Raw genomic sequence first — 17,808 nt, forward strand, 5'->3', positions numbered from 1 at the left:
TCAAGCCTAGGTTGAGGGTGGGGCCGCATGTTGTGGCGGTCTTGGTTTCAAGATTTTGCGGAGGAGTACCGATGACCGGCCCAGTAGTGCCGAAGAACGACGGCAGGGACGAGTCCGTTGCGGAGCGGATGGACCGCAACTGGGTCGAACTGCTGCAGGAACTGCGCGTACTGCAGACCGGCGTCCAGATTCTCGCCGGCTTCCTCCTGACGCTGCCGTTCCAGTCGCGCTTCGAGACGCTCGATGACTACCAGACCCGCCTGTATCTCGCCAACGTCGTCCTGGCCGCCCTGACCACGGCCACGATCCTGCTGCCCGTGAGCGTGCAGCGCCGGCTGTTCCGGCAAGGGCTGAAGCAGGCCCTCGTGAGCAGCGCGGACATCATCGTCAGGTTTTCGTTGACCGGGGTGGGGCTGCTGAGCCTGGGCACCACCTCACTGATCTTCGATGTCACCGTAGGCCGGACGGCGGGCGTGATCGCCGGCGTCGGACTGCTCGCCGTGCTGGTGCTGCTGCTGGTACTTGTCCCTGCCTGGATCCGTCGACGGGCCCGCAAAGAGGAGTCGCTATGACAAACGTTTCACATGAGCGCCACACCGCAGGCACCGGAACCATGGGCAAGTGGGTCAAGGAACATGGATTGCTTCTGGCCAACATCGGGCTGTTCGTCGTGTTTTTCGGCGGCATGGTCCTGAGCGGGGCAAGCACCTACAGCGACGAGCAGCTTGCCCACGGCGAACCTGCCGTGACCGTCCTGCAGTACCTTGGCACCGGGAACTTCCTGGAGGCGACTTTCGAGAACTGGGAGTCGGAATTCCTGCAGATGGGCATGTACGTCATCCTCACCGTCTTCCTGTTCCAGAAAGGGTCCTCCGAGTCCAAGCCGGTGGGCCGGACCGCCCCGCAGGACGAGGATCCCCGGCAGGCAAAGCTCAAGGAGTCCACGCCGTGGCCGGTGCGGCGCGGCGGCTGGGTCCTCAAGCTCTATGAACACTCGCTTTCGATCATGTTCCTCCTGCTGTTCCTGGCGTCGATCGCCCTGCACGCGGTTGGCGGCGCGGAGGACTACAACAGTGACCAGCAGGCGCACGGCCAGCCCACCGTGACGGTGCTGGGCTATCTGGCGACGAGCCGATTCTGGTTCGAGTCCTTCCAGAACTGGCAAAGCGAGTTCCTCGCCGTGGCGGTCCTGGTGGGCGCCTCGGTATACCTGCGCGAGAAGGGCTCCCCCGAGTCCAAACCCGTGGCCGAACCGCACTACGAGACCGGCGCCTAGACGGCAGGCCGGCCGGCACGGGCGTCAGGAAGGCGCGTCAGGCGCCTTCGAGGACCTGGCTGGTGACCCAGGTAAGGTACTTTGCGGCGTTTGCTACTGCGTCCTGGGGGCTGCCGGCGACGTCCAGCAGCTGTGCCGCGGCCACCACGCCGTGGCGGGCAAGGTCCTCCGGGGTGACGAGGATCCGTCCGGCCACCACTACCACCGGAATGCCAAGGGCCTGCGCGGCATCGGCGAGGGCGATCGGCGCCTTGCCTGTCAGCGATTGGCTGTCCATGGAGCCTTCTCCGGTGATGACCAAATCAGCCACCGCGAGTTTCGCGTCCAGCCCGGTGAGGCCGGCCACCAGCTCGAAGCCGCCTTCCAGGGCGGCCGTGCTGAAGGCCAGGAACGACGCCGGGAACCCGCCGGCCGCCCCGGCGCCGGGCACGTTGACGTCCCGGCCGGTCCTCTGGCGCAGGACCGAGGCCCAGTTGCGCAGGCCGGCGTCGAGCAGTTCCACCGCATCGGCGTCGGCGCCTTTTTGCGGTCCGAACACGTGTGCCGCGCCGTCACTGCCGAACAGCGGGTTTTGGACGTCGACGGCGATCCTGAACTTCACCCCGGCCAGCCGCGGGTCCAGGCCGCTGATGTCCACGGACGCGACGTCGGCAAGCGACCCGCCGCCGAGGGGCACCACGTTGCCGGCGGCGTCCAACGGCTTGAGTCCGAGGGCGCGGAGGGCCCCGCTGCCGCCGTCGCTCATGGCCGAACCGCCTACGCCCAGCACGATTTCCGTGGCACCGGCGTCCAGTGCGGCGGCGATCAGCTGGCCGCAGCCGTAGCTGTGGGCGCGCAGGGCGTTGGCCGGTGTGGGCTCCATGTGCGCCAGCCCTGAGGCCTGCGCCGTTTCAATCACCGCGGTGGCGCCGCCGAAAGCGTCCGCCCGGATGGCCCACGCGGCACCGATCGGGGCCAGGATCGGGCCGACGACCGCGTTGAGCCGTTCCTCGTAGCCGGCCGCGACGGCCGCCTCGAGGGTTCCTTCGCCGCCGTCGGCCACCGGGAACTGGATGGCGTCGGCCTCGGGGTAGACGCGGAGGGCGCCTTCGGCAATGGCCGCGGCGGCTTCGACGGCGGTGAGGGAACCCTTGAACTTGTCCGGGGCGATGAGGATGCGCATGGCTCTATCCTGCCAGCCCGGCGGCCCCGGTGTTGCTCGATCGCCGGTGCAGCGGACAAATCCGCGCCACCGGGAGTAACCTTTCTGCCACACATATTCCAGCCCGGGCCCGCCCGGCTGAGGACGACGTTGGAAAGCAACGGATAGGGGGAACGGTGAGCCACTATGGACACGGCGTTCCGGGCGTGAGCGAGTTACTGCTCGTGCGGCACGGTGAAAGCCAGGGCAACGTTGCCGCCACGCTGGCTCAGCAGGCCGGCGCGCATGTCATTGACGTCCCGGCCCGGGACGCGGACGTCGGATTGTCGGACACGGGACGGGAGCAGGCGCTGGCCCTGGGCAGACTCCTCGCGGACTACCCGGACGGCCGGCGCACGCCAGTCTGGTCCTCGCCCTACCTGCGCGCACGCCAGACCGCGGAACTCGCCGTCCAGACCGGCGGCTGGCAAACATCTATCCTGATCGATGAGCGGTTGCGCGACCGTGAGCTCGGCATCCTGGACATGCTCACTTCGGCCGGGGTGGAAGCCCGCCTCCCGGAGGAGGCCGGCCGGCGGCGGTGGCTCGGCAAGTTCTACTACCGGCCCCCGGGCGGCGAGTCCTGGGCGGACGTCGTGCTGCGGCTTCGCTCGCTGCTCGCCGACCTCGACACCAGGCATCCGGGCGGGGGCGTCCTGCTGGTCTGCCACGATGCCGTGATCCTGCTCATCCGCTACATCCTGGAGGGGCTCTCGGAGGAGCAGCTGCTGGACATCGCGGCCGCGTCCACCATCCTCAACGCCTCCGTCAGCCGCTTCATCCGGCCCGGCGGCCGGGGGGAATGGCAGCTGGAGGGGTTCAATATGGCCGACCACCTCACGAGCGAAGGTGTCCCGGTAACCCAGCACTCGGGAGACGCCGATGTCCACCCCCGCTAACTCCCGGCAAGCGAAACGCCGCCCCCAGGCCGAGGCCGTCACCCCTGCTTTGCTGCGGGCCTGGCCGCTCCCCGACGGCGGCTCCGGAAAGGATGACCGCGGCTCCGTGCTGGTGATCGGCGGCGCGCGCAAGACGCCCGGAGCGGCGTTGCTCGCCGGCGTCGCCGCCCTCCGCGCGGGCGCTGGCCGGCTGACCCTGGCCGTGGCGGAGTCCGTGGCGGTGCCGCTCGCCATCGCCCTGCCCGAAGCCGGCGTCCTTGGCTTGCCGGAAACGACGGCCGGGACCGTGGTCGGTTCCGCCGCCGGGTCCCTGGCCGCCGAGCTGGAAACCGCCGACGCCGTCCTGGTGGGGCCGGGCCTGGACGACAAGGACCAGACCACGGCGCTGCTGCGCGAACTCCTTCAGGCCACCCCGGGCAGCCCGCCGTGCATTGTCCTGGATGCTTTTGCCCTGGCCAGCGTCCCGGAGCTCGAAGCCGAACTGGCGCCGTGGGCCGGCCGGCTGATCCTGACCCCGAACGTCACGGAGGCGGGCATCCTGCTCGGGCGGGAGGTCGAGGACCTGCACCGCCAGCTCCCTGAGGTTGCCGACAAATACGGGGCCGTGGTCACGTGTCAGGGGGCCATCGCAGAACCCCGCAGCACCGGCAGGGCTGCCACGTCCGGGGCCGGCCTCTGGGAGATCACCACAGGGCACAGCGGGCTGGGCACCTCGGGCAGCGGGGATGTCCTCTCCGGCGCCATCACCGGCCTCCGCGCCAGGGGAACGGGCAACGCGCAGGCCGCCTGCTGGGGAACGCATCTGCATGCTGCGGCCGGAGACCGCCTTGCCAGCCGGCTGGGCGGCCTGGGCTATCTCGCCCGGGAGCTCACCGACGAATTGCCGCCACTCATGATGGAACTCTCCGCCTGAGCGGAGCGACCCTTCAGGACCAGGTCCCGCGCTCCTGGAGGACCGATTTGAGCAGGTCCGCGCGGTCCGTGACAATCCCGTCGACGCCAAGGTCAAGCAGCCGGTGCATTTCCGCGGGCTCGTTGATTGTCCAGACGTGGACCTGCAGCCCGTGCCGGTGTGCCCGCCGGATGAAGCCCGGCGTCACCACCGGCACGGCGCCGTAGCGGACGGGGACCTGCAGGGCGTGGACTCCGCGCAGTGCCCGGCGCACCACGGCGGCCATCAGCGGCGTCGGCAGCACGGGGCCCAGCAGGACGAACACGGCGTTGGACACGATGCCGGCCGAGCTCGCGGCGGGACGGCTCAGCTGCTTCAGCACTGCCCGGCGCCGCCGGTCCGAGAAACTGGCCACCAGCACGCGGTCGTGCAGTCCGTGGCGTTCGATCGCCGAGGCCAGGGTGCCCACGGAGTTCCAGTCCTTGACGTCGATATTGAGCCGGACGTCCGGGAAGGCAGCGATCAACTCATCGAACCGCGGGATCGGTTCGGTCCCGCCGATCCTGGCCCGGGCCACGGTTGAGGCCGGGAGGTCAGCGATTTGGCCCCGACCCTCCGTGATCCGGTCCAGGGTCTTGTCGTGGAAAAGCACCAACACGCCGTCGGCCGTGGTGTGCACGTCCGTCTCCAGATGCCGGAACCCGAGGTCGACGGCGGCGCGGAACGCGGCCATCGAGTTCTCCAGCCCGTCCAGTGAGAAGCCCCGGTGGGCCAGCGCCAGCGGCGCCCGGGAACTGCCAGAGGCCGGGGTGGCGGCGCCCTCCGGGCCGCCGTCGCGATCCCCGCGAGGGGCAAAGTAGGGGTGCAGGTCAGTCACTCCTGAAGCGTACCTTGGTCTGCCGGGACCGGGGCTTGCGGGCCGGCACTGGCGGGCCGGGTCAGCGGGCCTCAGTGGGCCTCAGTGGGACGGGGTGTCAGGAGCCTGCTGGCGGATTTCGACGCCGTCGCTGCAGTGCAGCAGCGTGCGGCCGCGGCCGCCGTCGAGGTCGACCCAAACGACGCTGTGGTCCGCCGTCACGGCGTCCACAAGGCCGCCGGTCTCAAGGCCCGGGGCGAGCCGGACGCTGACGCGGTCGCCCTGGCGCAACTGCCTCCAGTGCCGGTCCGGTTCCACCGGGTGCAGGGGTTGTTCGTCCGTGTTGTTGATGCGGTGCCTGGCCATGATGTCCCCATTCTCGGTCAAACGTTTCGTCGCGAGCTTCCAGCCTAGGAGGCCAAGGTGAACGCCAGTTGACCGCGAGCTGGGAATCCGGTGTCCGCCGGGAACCGGGCGACCGGTGGGGGGACCTGGGCCGGGCGTGGGACCCGGGGCCGGGGCGGGCGTGGGGAGCGGGTGCGGGACCGGGGTTTTAGGGCAGCCGGACGCCGAGTTCGGCGAGCTTTGACTCGAGGATCTGGGCGACGCCGTCGTCGTCGAAGTGCGGGGCCTGCCGGCCGGCGGCCCGGATCGCTTCCGGGTGGCCGCTGGCCATCGCGTAGCCGTGCCCGGCCCAGCGAAGCATCTCGATGTCGTTGGGCATGTCCCCGAATGCCACCACGTCCGCGGCGCCGATGCCGAGGGACGACGCATATTCAGCCAGGGCCACGGCCTTGTTCACGCCTGGCAGGGACAGCTCGAGGAGGGCCATGTTCGGCGCCGAGTGCGTCGCGGCGGCCAGATGGGCGACGGCGGGCGTCACCTCGGCGAGGAACTCGTCGGCGGTGCCTTCGCGGACAATGGCCAGGAACTTCGCCACGGCGTCCGCCTCCGTGAGGGTGGTGTGAAGCGGGGCCGGGGTGAATTCCGCGAGCAGTTCGCTCGAGCCGTTTTCGATAAAGCCCGGTTCCAGATGGAAGCCGGTCAGGGTTTCGGCGGCAAACAGCGCGGACGGACGCAGCCGCTTGATGATGCGGCGGGCCTCGAACATGGCGTCGAGGTCCAGTGTCCGCGCCGAGAGCAGGCGGTCGGCCTCGAGGTCCCACACGACGGCGCCGTTGGAGCAGATGACCGTTCCGGTATGCCCCAACTGGTCCTGCAGGGGGTGGAGCCAGCGCGGCGGCCGTCCGGTGACGAACACCAGTTCCAGCCCGGCGTCGCGGCAGGCGTGGAACGCGCGGACGGTCCGGTCGCTGATTTTGCCGTCATGGCCGAGGATCGTTCCGTCAATGTCACTTGCTACCAGCCGCATAGTGCCAGTCTACGTGCGCCGGGGCGGCAGGCCCTCGCGGCCGCATTCGCCGAGTTCGCCGGACCGCGTCGGGTTCGCCGGACAATCACGGCGAACTGGGGAGGTTCCGGCGAACTCGGCGACAGGGGCGACAGCGGCGACAGGCTCGGCGGGCGGCGGCGGGCTCAGTGACGTTCGAAGATGCCGGTCAGCGTGCCCCGGCCCAGGGTGTGCTGCGACAGCTTCGCCTCCAGGCTGCCCGGAGCGGTGTGCTCGTTGAGTCCGGACGGTGCGATGTCGAGCGCGTGGACGGTGATGACGTACCGGTGCGGCCCGTGTCCGGGGGGCGGTGCGGCGCCCAGGTAGCCATGGAACCCGGCGTCGTTCTTCAACTGGATGGCGCCCGCGGGAAGGAGCCTGCCGCCCTCGGCGCCCGCTCCTGCCGGCAACGACGTGACGTCGGCGGGGACGTCCAGCACGGCCCAGTGCCAGAAGCCGCCGCGCCCCGGGGCGTCAGGGTCGAACATCGTCACCGCGTAGCCCTTGGTGCCGGCCGGGGCGCCGCTCCAGCTCAGCTGCGGGGATTCGTCCCGGCCGCCGGCGCGCATTTTGCCGCTGCGTTGGGCGGCCGGGAGCGTCTGGCCCTCCGCGTAGGATTCACTGCGGACGGGGAACACCGGAACATCGTGCCGTGTCATGGCTGCCTTTCACTCACTGCAGGGGCTGGGCCCCCATTTCCATCCGTGCCAGTTCCGCGCGCGTGGGCGGGTTCGCGCCGGCGCGGGACACGGTGACCGCCGCTGCCCGGGAGGCATGGGCGAGGACATCGCGGAGGCTTTCGGCGGAGAGTTCGCGCAGGCCCCTGCGGTTTTGTGCCCCGTCCAGGCCCAGATCCACCACGCCGGACAGGAGCGCGGCCATGAAGGAATCCCCGGCGCCGACTGTGTCCGCGACGTTGATCTCAGGGGCCGGGAACTGCGCCTCACCGGCGGCGTTGATGCCCCAGGGCCCCTTGCTGCCGCGGGTCACCACCACCATCGCCGGCCCTTCGGAACCGCCCAACGCCTGCCAGCGGCGGGCCGAGTCCAGCGGGTCCACGCCCGGGTAGAGCCATTCGAGGTCCTCGTCGGAGGCCTTCACAACGTCGGCGAGGCGCACAAACTTTTCGGCCTGCCCGCGGGCGTAGTCCACGTCCGGGATGATGCTGGGACGGCAATTGGGGTCGAAGCTGATGGTGGCGGACGGGTGGGCGCGCTCGACGGCGGCAAACACGTCGGCGGCGCCCGGCGCCAGCATGGTGGCGATCGAACCGGTGTGCAGCAGCGTGGTTCCCTGGAGCAGGAACGGCAGTCGCGCCGCGACGCCGGGAAGCTCCCAGGCGAGGTCGAACGTGTACGTGGCGGCGCCGGCGTCGTCGATCAGGGCGGCGGCCACACTGGTGGGCAGCTCGTCGGGTCCCAGCGGGAGCAGCACGGAGCTCGACTTCAGGTGCGCGGCCAGGGCCTCGCCATACGCATCGCGGCCGTAGCGGCCGATGAACTGGACCGGATGGTCCAGCCGCGCCAGCCCCACCGCCACGTTGAGGGGGCTGCCGCCGACATGGGCCTGGACGCCGGAGGACCGCTGGACAACATCAACCAGCCCCTCGCCAATAACTGTGAGCATGACCATACTCTGCCAGAGAATGCGCTCCGGTGCCGTGTGTTGCGCCCCCACCCGCTTCCGCCCTGCCGGCGTCACTGCCGGCGCTCAGGCCGCGGTGGTGTCCAGCGCGATCCCCGCGGAGGCGGCATGGGCAAACCTGGCGTCGATGTGGACCACGTCCCGGCCTGCCCGTTGCAGGAGGCTGGCGGCGACCCCGGCCCGGTACCCGGAGCCGCAGTGCACCCAAAGTTTCCCGGCGGGAATGTCTCCGAGGCGCAGCAACAGTTCGTGCAGCGGCACGTTGACCGCGCCCACCACGCGGGCGGCAGCGAATTCGTCGGCCCGGCGCACGTCCAGGACAGTGTCCTCAGGCGCCCGGCCGGCGAGCATGCCGTCCCAGCCCACGCGCGGGTAGGAGGCGAGGCCGGCCTGCGGGGCGAGGGCGTGCGGCTCGGAACCGAGCGCGGCGTCGGGGGATTCGATGCCGATCCGGGAGAGGTCGCGGATGGCGTTCTCAACGTCTTCCCGCGAGCCCACCAGGGTCAGCGGTTCGCGCCACGGCAGCACCCAGCCGAGATAGGTGGTGAAACTGGAGCCGGAGCCATACTCAAAACTGACGCTGCCCTTGAGGTGGCTGTTGGCGAACGCCACGCGCCGGCGCAGGTCCACCACCCACTCGCCGCCGTCCAGGCGCCGGGTGAGTTCGGCGGCATCGAGCGATGCCGGAACGGCCAGCTCGGCAGGGCCCGGGCCCCGGACATTGGCCGGGCTCATGTGCGCGTAGTAGGAGGGGTGGTCCGTGAGGTTGGCGATGAGCTGGCGGACGAAGTGGTCCTCATCAGGGTCCGTCAGGGCGTGGTTGGCGGCAAGCTGCTCGCCGATGGTGGAGGACCGGGCACCGCTGGCGGGTCCGGAGGAGCAGAACGAGCCGAATCCGTGGGTCGGGAACAGCTCCGCGTCAGGGCCGGCCTCGGCGGCGAGTCGACGGACCGAGGCGTACTGGTCGTGGGTCAAGCCAACCGTGTCCGCCTCGGCGACAAGGTCCGTGCGGCCCACCGAGCCATACAGGAGGCTGCCGCCCGAGAAGACGGCCTGCTTCCCGCCGTCGTCCACGATGAACGACAGGTGGGTATGCGTGTGCCCCGGCGTGGCGACCGCCTTGACCGTAAGCGAGCCCACGCGGACCGTTTGGCCGTCCGCGATGGGAGTGCGCTCGAACCCGACGGCGTCCGCGGCGTTGACGAGATAGCTGGCGCCGTGGGCGCGGGCCAGGATCAGCCCGCCGGTGATGTAGTCATTGTGCATGTGCGTTTCGGCCACATGCGTGATGGCTACCCCGGCGTCACGGGCGGCCGCCTCGATGCGGTCCGTGTCGCGCTGCGGGTCGATCGCCAGCGCCACCGAGCCGTCGTGGACCAGGTAGCTGCGGTCCCCGAGCTGCGGGGTCTCGATGACGATGACTTCCATGGTCCCTCCGCTGCGGTCAGCCCTTGAAGGTCAGCCCCGGTTGACGGGGTGTCCCTCGTCCTGCCACTTCATGATCCCGCCGGTTACGTTGACGGCGTCGTATCCCTGGTCCTCCAGGTAGGTGGCGGCCTGGGCACTGCGGCCCCCGGCGGCGCACATGACGTAGACGGTGCCGCTGGCCGGGACCTCGGCGAGGGACTGGACGAACCGTGAGAGCGGGATGCTCCGGGCGCCGGGAACGCGGACGGCGACGTATTCGTCTTCCTCGCGGACATCGACGATTTCGGTGGCATCGCCCAGGGCGGCCAGGTCCTTGACGGAAATGCTCTTCATGCCTGTTCCTTTCGCGGGCGCCAGACGGCCCGGCGCGCGTATTCCAGCTCAATCATGATACCCCTTGGGGTATCATTGACCCTCCGGACGGCCCCTCCCGCCACACCCCTAAATATAGCCCGTCGGCCTGGCCTGCCTAGCCTGCGGGGCGGTCCTGCTGGTAGACGTCCGGGATGCCGTCGTGGTCCGAGTCGACCTGTTCCGCCTCCTCCGCACGCCGGTACTGGTGGTTGCGTGTCCGGAGCACCGTGGTGGCAAGGAGCGCGGCGAGCAGTGAGGCCGCGAGGATCCCTACCTTCGCGTGGTCTTCATGCGCAGTGCCCTGGCCGAAGCTCAACTCGGCAAGCAGCAGCGAGACGGTGAAACCGATGCCGGCGAGGATGGCGAGGCCGAAGACGTCAATCCACTTGAAGGACCCGTCCAGGCGGGCCCGCGTGACTTTGGTGATGAGCCATGTGGTGCCGAGGATGCCCGCCGGCTTTCCGGCAACCAGCGCCACGATGATGCCCACCGCCACGGGGTCCGTCAGGGCGGCACCGAGGCCCAGCCAGCCGCCTATGGCCACCCCGGCGGAAAAGAACGCGAAGACCGGGACGGCGATCCCGGCCGAGATGGGACGGAACCGGTGTTCGAAAATCTCCGCCAGGCCCGGGCCGGCTTCAGGGCCGCCGCTGGCCTTCGAACGTTTGACGGGAATGGCAAATCCGAGCAGGACCCCGGCCACGGTGGCGTGGATGCCTGATGCGTGCACGAGGGCCCACGTCGCGAAGCCGAGCGGCAGCAGGATCACCCAGGCTGCGGCTGCGTGCGTGCCGAAGAACCGCCGGTATTTGTGCGCCAGGAACGTGTAGAGGCCCAGCGGGAGCAGGGCCAGCAGGAACGGCTCGGGGTGGAGATCGCTGGTGTAGAAGATCGCGATGATGGCGATGGCCAGGAGGTCGTCGACGACGGCGAGGGTCAGCAGGAAGATCCGCAGCGCACTGGGCAGGTGGGAACCGATGAGCGCCAGCACCGCGACGGCGAAGGCGATGTCGGTGGCGGTGGGAATGGCCCAGCCGTGCAGCGTTTCGGGACCGGAGAGGTTGATGGCCGCGTAGATGAGGGCCGGAACGGCCACACCGCCAACGGCGGCGGCCACCGGAACCACGGACTTGCTCGGCTCGCGCAGGTCGCCGGCGACAAACTCGCGCTTGAGTTCGAGCCCCACCAGGAAGAAGAAGATGGCCAGCAGTCCGTCGGCGGCCCAGGCGCCCAGGCTCAGGTCCAGATGCCAGGGCGCGTAGCCGATGGTGAAGTCGCGCAGTGCGAAGTAACTCTCCGAGGCCGGTGAGTTGGCCCAGATAAGGGCCACCATCGCCGCGGCGACCAGCAGGGCGCCGCCCACGGTTTCCTTGCGGAGGATCTCGCCGATCCGCAGGGCCTCGGCATAGCTGCCCCGGCCGAAAATGGTGAGGCGGGGCGGCGAAGGAGGAGGCGGTGTTGGTGAAGAGGGTGTCGGCGAAGGGGGCAGGGCGCTCATGGGGTCCTCAAAATGGGGTCGACGGAACTATGCCGACCAGACTTCCCGGCGCACCTGCGCTCCAGTCTATTCGCTTTCGCCGGCCAGGGGATGCCATCGGGGACACCGGGGCCCCCATCCCGGCCGCCGGGCGGACTTCAGACCAGCAGCTGCTGCACGAGTTCACGGCATTTCCGGTATGCGGGTGCCTTTGGGTCGATGAGCGCGAAGTGGTCGCCCGGGACCTTGAGCAGCTGGACCGGCGCGCCGGCGGCCTTGGCTGCGCCGGCGTAGGTCTCGGACTGGCTCACCGGCACGGTATCGTCCTCCGTGCCGTGAACGGCATATACGGGCACGCCCAGCGGTACCGCACTCATGGGGTCGGCAAATTTATGCCGTTTGGGATATTTCTCCGATGAGCCGCCCAGGAAGTTGCTGACGGCGCCGTTGCTGAGGTTGAGCCGCTCGGCGGCCGCGAGGTTAAGTACCCCCGACTGGCTGACGACGCCGGTGAGCTGCACCGCGCCGTCGTCGTCGCCCCGACGCGTCAGCTGGCGGTCCGCGTCCGGGGCACCAAGCCCCGCGAGCCGGCGGCGTCCCGCCGCCCAGACGGCGAGGTGGCCGCCTGCCGAGTGGCCCAGGGCCACCACGCGGTCCAGTCCCAGCCCGTGCTCGTCGGCCAGTTCACCGAGCTTGTCGATGCCGGCCAGGACGTCGGCGAACGTGTTGGGCCAGCCTCCGCCGTTGCCGGCCCGCCGGTACTCCAGGTTCCAGGCCGCCATGCCGTGCGCGGCGAGGTCCTTGGCAAGGGGCTCCCCCAGTTCTGCGCCGTACTGCGAACGCCAGTACCCGCCATGGATCACCACCACCACGCCCTTGGGCGCGGCAACATCCGGGAGGAAGAGCTCACCCCACTGGCTGGGGTCCTCGCCATATTGGTACTTGTGCCTCTTCACAGCGTCCTCCTTGGGGCCCGGTGAACAGGCGGCGGAGACTGCCCCCAGAGTCACCGCCGCTGCGGCCGCGATCATAGTCCGCCGCCGCATTTCAGCCATATGCTGAGCCTACCTTGGGCACCAAGCGGCCCAGCGCAGGCCGGACCCCTCGCATGCCGGACCCCGCCCTTGCCGGCTGCGCTGCCCTTGCCTGCGGGCGTGCCCGGCGTTGCCAGCCTGCGGGCCGGTGTCGTTGGTGCGCCGTAAGCTGGATCCATGGCGAGCAACTGGGACCGTTTGGACGTGAGCCTGCGCGATTCCGTGCAGGAGAACGTGGAGTTGTACGAGCGGGTCCGGCCTGCCCTGAAGCTGGTCACCCGGGAGGTCCTGCTCACGCTGCGGACCATGCTCAAGGACACCGAAGTCACGCCGTTGTTCGTCACCGGACGCACCAAGACCGTTGAATCCTTCCGCGAGAAGATTTCCCGCATTGAGGAACCACTGGAGCCGGGCGGGCCACCTGTGCTGAAGTTCCCGGACCCGTTCCGGACCCTGAATGACATGGTGGGAATCCGTGTGATCACGAAGCTGCCGGCGGAAAACGCGGTGGTGGCGAATCTGATCAAGCGCCAGCGCCAGCTCTTTGACTGCCGGGGGGACCGGGAAAAGGACATCGGCTCGATCGAGTCCGGCACATACGGCTACTCGAGCCGGCACCTGATCCTGCGGACCATCCAGAACGAGGCCGTCAAGGACTACCAGCTGGCCTTCAACCCGGACGTCCCGCCGAACGGCAGCTACTTCTTCGAGTGCCAGATCCGCACCGTCTTCGCCCACGCCTGGAGCGAGATCGAGCACGACATCCGGTTCAAGGCCGAGGACCCGCGGGCCTGGACCCCGCACTTCGACCGCCAGTTCACCGCGACGGCCGCCATGCTGGAGACCGTGGAGAGCGCGTTCTCGGACCTGCACGAGCGCTACGAGGAGGTCCGCGGCTACTGGGACATGGACGGTGAGGGTGCCGCGCAGCTGACGCCCAACCGGATCCGCGACGTCTGGCGCACCCTGCTGCCGCACGTGGACCGGAAGGTCGACGACGACTGGGGCTGGGCCGCGGAGCTCATGGCCGCCCACGGCCTCAACCAGACCATGCAGCTCGCCGGGCTGCTTAGCGCCAACCGGATCACCGAGGTCCGCAAGGCCCTGGACCACCGCTACTCCCCCGGGCCGGACCGGCTGCTCGACGACCTGCTGCTGTGGCAGTACGGCACCGAGCACATCGAGCTCACCGCCGAGCCGGCCGACGCCGTCCCGCACCCCCGGCGCGACAGCCTCCTGCGGCGGCTCAAGCAGATCGAACGGTACCGGCTCACCCAGGGCTAGCGCGCCTGCCTCCGCGGATGCCCTCTGCCACCACCGATTCTCCCCACCTTTGAACCAGCGACGCCGGGCCTCACCGGCGGTTCGGCCCGACACGCCGGGTGCGGCGACCAAAGGTGGGGAATTTCAGCGCCAGCGGGGCGGATGTTCGATGGACGCGGACGGCGGGTGCGGCTACGTGTGGGCGTAGGTGAGGCAGTCGGCGTTGTCGACGCCCGGGCCCACGTGAACTTCGGGCGCCTTGCACATCAGATGGTCGTTGTGGGTGCACTCGGAACGCTGGCAGGCGCCGACGTCGGCCAGCACCTTGGGGAGCCCGCCGTGCACACCGATGTCGATGAAGGTCGCGCAGGAGGCATGATCTGCGGCGCCGCCGACGGTAATGGCGGCCGCGTTGCAGTGGGAGTGGTCATTGAAGGAGCAATTGCTCACGCTGCAGTCGGCTACGTGCGTCGTCATTGGATTTCCTCCATGCTCCGGCCACCCGGACGGGCGGCGCCGTAAATCCACGCTAGGCCGCACCAAGGCAAACAAAAAGACCCAAACGTGTGACCTAATACCGGCCCGACCGGTCGCGCCGCCCCGTCAGTTCCCCGCGCCGAGCTTGCCGGCCAGGCGTTCGCGCATCAGGGCGCTGGCCTGGTTCAGGCCCACGACGTCGACGCTCTTGCCGTGCTGCCGGTACTTCTCCGTGATCGCATCCAAAGCGGCGATCGTGGAGGTGTCCCACAGGTGGGAGTCGCGCATGTCGATGACGACGCGTTCGGGGTCCAGTGCGTACTCGAACTGGGTGTAGAGGTCATTCGCGGAGGCGAAGAACAGCTCGCCGTCCACGCGATACGTGGCCTGGCCGCCGTCGTGTTCCGTCACGGTGCGCTCGACGGTGACGAAGTGGGCCACACGCCTGGCGAACAGGACCATCGCGACGAGTACGCCGACGCCGACGCCGATTGCCAGGTTGTGCGTGGCAACGGTGACCACCACCGTCGCTGCCATGACGGCGGTTTCGCTCTTGGGCAGGGCCTTGAGGGTGGCGGGCCGGATGCTGTGCCAGTCAAAGGTGGCAACTGATACGAAAATCATGACGGCCACGAGCGCGGCCATCGGGATGAGGGACACAATGTCTCCGAGTGCCACCACGAGGATGAGCAGGAAGACGCCGGCCAGAAGGGTGGAGATCCGGGTCCGGGCGCCGGAGGCTTTGACGTTGATCATGGTCTGGCCGATCATTGCGCAACCGCCCATGCCGCCGAAAATGCCGGTGACAATGTTCGCGACGCCCTGCCCCCAGGCCTCGCGGGTCTTGGCTGAACGCGTGTCCGTGATGTCATCCACGAGCTTCGCGGTCATGAGGGATTCGAGCAGGCCCACGAAGGCCATGGCCAGCGCGAACGGGAAGATGACCTGCAACGTTTCGAACGTGTTCGGCACGTTGGGCAGTGACAAAGAGGGCAGCGAGTCCGGCAGTGCACCCTTGTCCCCCACAGTGGGAACGACGACGGCGGCCGTCACCGTGATGAGCGTCAGGGCCACAATGGCCACGAGGGGTGCGGGGACGGCTTTGGTGAGCCTGGGCAGGCCGAAGACGATCAGCAGGCCCAGCGCGGTGAGCGGGTAGACCAGCCAGGGCACTCCGATCAGCTCGGGCACCTGCGACAGAAAGATCAGGATGGCCAGGGCGTTCACAAACCCCACCATGACCGGGCGGGGGATGAACCGCATCAGTTTCGCCACGCCGGAGAGGCCCAGCACGATCTGGAAAATGCCGGCCAGAATCACCGCCGCCACAAGGTAATCCAGTCCGTGGGACTTCACCAGTGGGGCGATCACCAGGGCGACGGCGCCGGTGGCCGCAGAAATCATCGCCGGACGGCCGCCGACGAAGGCGATGGTCACTGCCATCGTAAAGGACGCGAAGAGCCCGATCCTCGGGTCCAGGCCGGCGATGATCGAGAAGGCGATCGCCTCAGGAATCAGAGCCAGTGCCACCACGAGGCCGCCCAAAACCTCGGTCTTGAGCCGTCGCGGGGACGTCAAGGCGCCTCGGACCGATTGCAGTTGCGCGGGCGTGGCGGCCGGGGCCTGCGCGTCGATACTGGTGGCCATCGCTGGCTCCGTTCGTGGTCAAGGAGGCCGAACGGCCTCCAGATGTCAAAGAATGTGCAGAATTCAGGGAAGGTGGGGCGCTGCGTCGCGCCGCGGTGGGGAGTTCGCCTTTTCGGGCTCACCCACGCAATGAACCCTACCCGTCGGATTCCCGCCCGCACGGCCGCACGGCGGCATAAAAATCTGACATATTTGTCCGACAGGTGGTCACGAAGTGGCCACCCCGTGGACGCCGGTGGCACCATTCTTGGATGCTTGAGGCAACTAAAACTTCGAATACCGCCCGGGACGCGGGCACTGCCGCCGACGGCCCGGCCAATCCCGCCCTCGCCGCCGAGGCAAGGATTGCCCGCATCGCGGTGACGGTCTTCCCGGTCCTTGTGGTGGTGGCCGGACTCGCCGGCTTCCTGCTCCCCGGCGCGTTCAAACCCCTCGCCCCCAGCGTGCCCTTCCTGCTGGGCATCATCATGTTCTGCATGGGCCTGACGCTGACGCCGCCCGATTTCGCGTCGGTGGCCAAGCGGCCCTGGGCCGTGGCCCTGGGAATTGTGGCGCACTACGTCATCATGCCGGGGGCCGGCTGGCTGATCGCCGTCGGCCTCCACCTCGAGCCGGAGCTTGCGGTGGGCCTGATCCTGGTGGGCTGCGCGCCGTCGGGCACCGCCTCCAACGTGATGGCGTTCCTCGCCAAGGGCGACGTCGCCCTGTCCGTGGCCGTCGCCTCCGTGTCCACCCTGATCGCGCCGATCGTGACGCCGCTGCTGGTGCTGTTCCTGGCCGGCTCGTACCTGAACATCGACGCCGGGGGCATGGTCCAGGACATCGTCAAGACCGTCCTCCTGCCGGTCATCGCCGGACTGCTGGCCCGCCTCTTCCTCAAGAAGCTCGTGGCCAAGGTCCTGCCCGCGCTGCCGTGGGCCTCGGCCGTCGTGATTTCCCTGATCGTCGCGATTGTCGTGGCCGGCAGCGCCAGCAAGATCGTCGCCGCGGGCGGCATCGTGTTCCTCGCCGTGGTGCTGCACAACGGCTTCGGCCTGGGTCTGGGCTACCTGGCCGGCAAGCTGGGGCGCCTGGATGACAAGGCGCGCAGGGCCCTCGCCTTCGAGGTCGGGATGCAGAATTCCGGCCTGGCTGCCACCCTCGCCACCGCGCACTTCGGCGCGCTGGCGGCGCTGCCGTCTGCGGTCTTCTCCCTGTGGCACAACGTCTCCGGCGCGATCGTGGCCGCGTGGCTGGCCCGGCGTCCCCTCCGGGAGGCCGCAACCCCGGAAGCCGCAACGCAGAACGCGGCACCGCAGAACACAGCACCGGAGGCCGCGCTGAAAGCCTAAGGTTCCTAACCCCGCAACTGTGCCAGCAGCAGAATGACGGCGCGCCCGGCCAGGATCTCGGGGGTGTCCGTGCCGGCGGGGACCACCTCGTGTCCGCCCTGGACAGCAAGGCTGCCGGGCCCGGCGTCGTCCGTGATGAACACGTGGGGCGTGCCGCGGCCAGCGGGCTCTGCCATGGCGCCGGAATCGTCGTCCGTCTTCGGCGCGCTGGTGTGGATCACGCCGTCGGCTCCGCCGGAGAGCATGAACTGCCGCCAGTTCCCGCCCAGCAGGATGACCGACTGGTAGCCGTGCTCCGGCAGGATCCTGGCCAGCACCGTGGCGATGGCCCTGTCCCGGGGCTGCTCGAGGTCCGGGACGGCCACGGCCACCAGCTCCGTCCGGCCCCGGCGCATTCCCCGGGCGGCACTGTTGGCCACATAGCCAAGTTCGCGGACCGCGGCGTGCACCCGGTCCTGGGTGGCTTCGCTGATCCGGGTGGTACCGCCGGAGCGGCCGGAGAGCACATAGGAGACGGTGGTCAGGGAGACCCCGGCCGTCTGCGCGACATCGCGGATGGTGGGCTTGGATCCAGGCCGCACTGATGACTCCCGGCTGTTTCTCCGCCGGGTCCGCGGCGGCTCGTGAAAACGTTGTTTTAGGGCAGACCCCCTGTGTGAA

At 69.2% G+C, this 17,808-nt stretch carries 19 protein-coding genes; 6 read left to right on the forward strand and 13 right to left on the reverse strand.

Translation table 11 applies throughout. From position 1 onward, the window contains the following. The first annotated feature begins 71 nt into the window (after nucleotides 1-71). Nucleotides 72-572 carry a DUF6328 family protein gene (locus AC1DN2_RS08270; RefSeq protein WP_476849931.1) on the forward strand — a complete coding sequence of 167 codons (501 nt, stop codon included), beginning with the start codon at nucleotides 72-74 and terminating at the stop codon, nucleotides 570-572. Continuing rightward, nucleotides 569-1,276 carry a DUF6766 family protein gene (locus AC1DN2_RS08275; protein ID WP_476849932.1) on the forward strand — a complete coding sequence of 236 codons (708 nt, stop codon included), beginning with the start codon at nucleotides 569-571 and terminating at the stop codon, nucleotides 1,274-1,276. Before AC1DN2_RS08270 ends, AC1DN2_RS08275 begins: the two co-directional genes overlap by 4 nt. A 37-nt stretch (nucleotides 1,277-1,313) precedes the next feature. Here AC1DN2_RS08275 and AC1DN2_RS08280 read toward each other — a convergent pair whose 3' ends face one another. Further along, the gene (locus AC1DN2_RS08280; RefSeq protein WP_028275966.1) at nucleotides 1,314-2,438 is read right to left on the reverse strand and encodes a glycerate kinase; all 1,125 of its coding nucleotides are present in this window, start codon (nucleotides 2,436-2,438) and stop codon (nucleotides 1,314-1,316) included. Nucleotides 2,439-2,623: 185 nt separating this feature from the next. Here AC1DN2_RS08280 and AC1DN2_RS08285 point away from each other — a divergent pair, with 185 nt between their 5' ends. Both AC1DN2_RS08285 and AC1DN2_RS08290 read left to right on the forward strand, forming a co-directional pair. Continuing rightward, nucleotides 2,624-3,355 carry a histidine phosphatase family protein gene (locus tag AC1DN2_RS08285; protein ID WP_476849933.1) on the forward strand — a complete coding sequence of 244 codons (732 nt, stop codon included), beginning with the start codon at nucleotides 2,624-2,626 and terminating at the stop codon, nucleotides 3,353-3,355. Further along, the gene (locus tag AC1DN2_RS08290) at nucleotides 3,339-4,268 is read left to right on the forward strand and encodes an NAD(P)H-hydrate dehydratase (RefSeq protein WP_476849934.1); all 930 of its coding nucleotides are present in this window, start codon (nucleotides 3,339-3,341) and stop codon (nucleotides 4,266-4,268) included. The genes AC1DN2_RS08285 and AC1DN2_RS08290 overlap by 17 nt, the downstream gene beginning before the upstream one ends. Nucleotides 4,269-4,281: 13 nt before the next feature. On the opposite strand, the gene AC1DN2_RS08295 is transcribed toward AC1DN2_RS08290, so the two are convergent. The 9 genes from AC1DN2_RS08295 to AC1DN2_RS08335 form a co-directional block, all read right to left on the reverse strand. Then, a complete protein-coding gene (locus AC1DN2_RS08295) occupies nucleotides 4,282-5,124 on the reverse strand; it encodes a glycerophosphodiester phosphodiesterase family protein (RefSeq protein ID WP_476849935.1) in 843 nt (280 codons plus the stop codon). An 81-nt stretch (nucleotides 5,125-5,205) separates the two neighbouring features. Then, on the reverse strand, nucleotides 5,206-5,469 hold the full coding sequence (locus AC1DN2_RS08300) for a hypothetical protein (RefSeq protein ID WP_476849936.1): 264 nt from the start codon (nucleotides 5,467-5,469) through the stop codon (nucleotides 5,206-5,208). A 187-nt stretch (nucleotides 5,470-5,656) separates the two neighbouring features. Beyond that, entirely contained in the window at nucleotides 5,657-6,475 is an 819-nt protein-coding gene (locus AC1DN2_RS08305) for an HAD family hydrolase (protein WP_476849937.1), read from the reverse strand. A gap of 164 nt (nucleotides 6,476-6,639) precedes the next feature. Next, entirely contained in the window at nucleotides 6,640-7,152 is a 513-nt protein-coding gene (locus tag AC1DN2_RS08310; RefSeq protein ID WP_223914728.1) for a YbhB/YbcL family Raf kinase inhibitor-like protein, read from the reverse strand. 13 nt (nucleotides 7,153-7,165) lie between these two features. Then, nucleotides 7,166-8,119 carry a carbohydrate kinase family protein gene (locus AC1DN2_RS08315; protein WP_476849938.1) on the reverse strand — a complete coding sequence of 318 codons (954 nt, stop codon included), beginning with the start codon at nucleotides 8,117-8,119 and terminating at the stop codon, nucleotides 7,166-7,168. A gap of 84 nt (nucleotides 8,120-8,203) precedes the next feature. Next, nucleotides 8,204-9,565: an MBL fold metallo-hydrolase gene (locus AC1DN2_RS08320; protein ID WP_476849939.1), complete on the reverse strand. Its 1,362-nt coding sequence runs from the start codon at nucleotides 9,563-9,565 to the stop codon at nucleotides 8,204-8,206. A gap of 30 nt (nucleotides 9,566-9,595) precedes the next feature. Beyond that, complete coding sequence (locus AC1DN2_RS08325) at nucleotides 9,596-9,898, reverse strand: rhodanese-like domain-containing protein (RefSeq protein ID WP_028275958.1); 303 nt, start codon at nucleotides 9,896-9,898, stop codon at nucleotides 9,596-9,598. A gap of 136 nt (nucleotides 9,899-10,034) precedes the next feature. Further along, a complete protein-coding gene (gene nhaA / locus AC1DN2_RS08330; RefSeq protein WP_476849940.1) occupies nucleotides 10,035-11,417 on the reverse strand; it encodes a Na+/H+ antiporter NhaA in 1,383 nt (460 codons plus the stop codon). Nucleotides 11,418-11,554: 137 nt separating this feature from the next. Then, a complete protein-coding gene (locus tag AC1DN2_RS08335) occupies nucleotides 11,555-12,352 on the reverse strand; it encodes an alpha/beta hydrolase (protein ID WP_223914733.1) in 798 nt (265 codons plus the stop codon). A gap of 255 nt (nucleotides 12,353-12,607) precedes the next feature. Here AC1DN2_RS08335 and AC1DN2_RS08340 point away from each other — a divergent pair, with 255 nt between their 5' ends. Continuing rightward, a complete protein-coding gene (locus AC1DN2_RS08340; RefSeq protein ID WP_223914734.1) occupies nucleotides 12,608-13,714 on the forward strand; it encodes a GTP pyrophosphokinase in 1,107 nt (368 codons plus the stop codon). A gap of 171 nt (nucleotides 13,715-13,885) precedes the next feature. On the opposite strand, the gene AC1DN2_RS08345 is transcribed toward AC1DN2_RS08340, so the two are convergent. Together AC1DN2_RS08345 and AC1DN2_RS08350 are read right to left on the reverse strand one after the other, a co-directional pair. After that, nucleotides 13,886-14,170 carry a DUF1540 domain-containing protein gene (locus AC1DN2_RS08345; RefSeq protein ID WP_028275954.1) on the reverse strand — a complete coding sequence of 95 codons (285 nt, stop codon included), beginning with the start codon at nucleotides 14,168-14,170 and terminating at the stop codon, nucleotides 13,886-13,888. 126 nt (nucleotides 14,171-14,296) lie between these two features. Further along, on the reverse strand, nucleotides 14,297-15,817 hold the full coding sequence (locus tag AC1DN2_RS08350) for a SulP family inorganic anion transporter (protein ID WP_476849941.1): 1,521 nt from the start codon (nucleotides 15,815-15,817) through the stop codon (nucleotides 14,297-14,299). A 251-nt stretch (nucleotides 15,818-16,068) separates the two neighbouring features. On the opposite strand from AC1DN2_RS08350, the gene AC1DN2_RS08355 reads away from it, so the two are divergent. Further along, nucleotides 16,069-17,148, forward strand: a complete 1,080-nt coding sequence (locus AC1DN2_RS08355) for a bile acid:sodium symporter family protein (protein WP_476849942.1) — start codon at nucleotides 16,069-16,071, stop codon at nucleotides 17,146-17,148. 5 nt (nucleotides 17,149-17,153) lie between these two features. Here the strand turns inward: AC1DN2_RS08355 and AC1DN2_RS08360 are convergent, their stop codons facing one another. Further along, the gene (locus tag AC1DN2_RS08360) at nucleotides 17,154-17,729 is read right to left on the reverse strand and encodes a LacI family DNA-binding transcriptional regulator (RefSeq protein WP_476849943.1); all 576 of its coding nucleotides are present in this window, start codon (nucleotides 17,727-17,729) and stop codon (nucleotides 17,154-17,156) included. Between the last annotated feature and the right edge of the window lie 79 nt (nucleotides 17,730-17,808).

The sequence above is a fragment of the Arthrobacter sp. 01L42 genome, from assembly GCF_056400005.1.

What these genes read in the sequence shown, in the direction of transcription:
- AC1DN2_RS08270 (WP_476849931.1), top strand. Translation starts at nt 72, where the DNA reads ATGACCGGCCCAGTAGTGCCGAAGAACGACGGCAGGGACGAGTCCGTT.
- AC1DN2_RS08275 (WP_476849932.1), top strand. Translation starts at nt 569, where the DNA reads ATGACAAACGTTTCACATGAGCGCCACACCGCAGGCACCGGAACCATG.
- AC1DN2_RS08280 (WP_028275966.1), bottom strand. Translation starts at nt 2,438, where the DNA reads ATGCGCATCCTCATCGCCCCGGACAAGTTCAAGGGTTCCCTCACCGCC.
- AC1DN2_RS08290 (WP_476849934.1), top strand. Translation starts at nt 3,339, where the DNA reads ATGTCCACCCCCGCTAACTCCCGGCAAGCGAAACGCCGCCCCCAGGCC.
- AC1DN2_RS08300 (WP_476849936.1), bottom strand. Translation starts at nt 5,469, where the DNA reads ATGGCCAGGCACCGCATCAACAACACGGACGAACAACCCCTGCACCCG.
- AC1DN2_RS08305 (WP_476849937.1), bottom strand. Translation starts at nt 6,475, where the DNA reads ATGCGGCTGGTAGCAAGTGACATTGACGGAACGATCCTCGGCCATGAC.
- AC1DN2_RS08310 (WP_223914728.1), bottom strand. Translation starts at nt 7,152, where the DNA reads ATGACACGGCACGATGTTCCGGTGTTCCCCGTCCGCAGTGAATCCTAC.
- AC1DN2_RS08315 (WP_476849938.1), bottom strand. Translation starts at nt 8,119, where the DNA reads ATGCTCACAGTTATTGGCGAGGGGCTGGTTGATGTTGTCCAGCGGTCC.
- AC1DN2_RS08320 (WP_476849939.1), bottom strand. Translation starts at nt 9,565, where the DNA reads ATGGAAGTCATCGTCATCGAGACCCCGCAGCTCGGGGACCGCAGCTAC.
- AC1DN2_RS08325 (WP_028275958.1), bottom strand. Translation starts at nt 9,898, where the DNA reads ATGAAGAGCATTTCCGTCAAGGACCTGGCCGCCCTGGGCGATGCCACC.
- nhaA (WP_476849940.1), bottom strand. Translation starts at nt 11,417, where the DNA reads ATGAGCGCCCTGCCCCCTTCGCCGACACCCTCTTCACCAACACCGCCT.
- AC1DN2_RS08340 (WP_223914734.1), top strand. Translation starts at nt 12,608, where the DNA reads ATGGCGAGCAACTGGGACCGTTTGGACGTGAGCCTGCGCGATTCCGTG.
- AC1DN2_RS08345 (WP_028275954.1), bottom strand. Translation starts at nt 14,170, where the DNA reads ATGACGACGCACGTAGCCGACTGCAGCGTGAGCAATTGCTCCTTCAAT.
- AC1DN2_RS08350 (WP_476849941.1), bottom strand. Translation starts at nt 15,817, where the DNA reads ATGGCCACCAGTATCGACGCGCAGGCCCCGGCCGCCACGCCCGCGCAA.
- AC1DN2_RS08355 (WP_476849942.1), top strand. Translation starts at nt 16,069, where the DNA reads ATGCTTGAGGCAACTAAAACTTCGAATACCGCCCGGGACGCGGGCACT.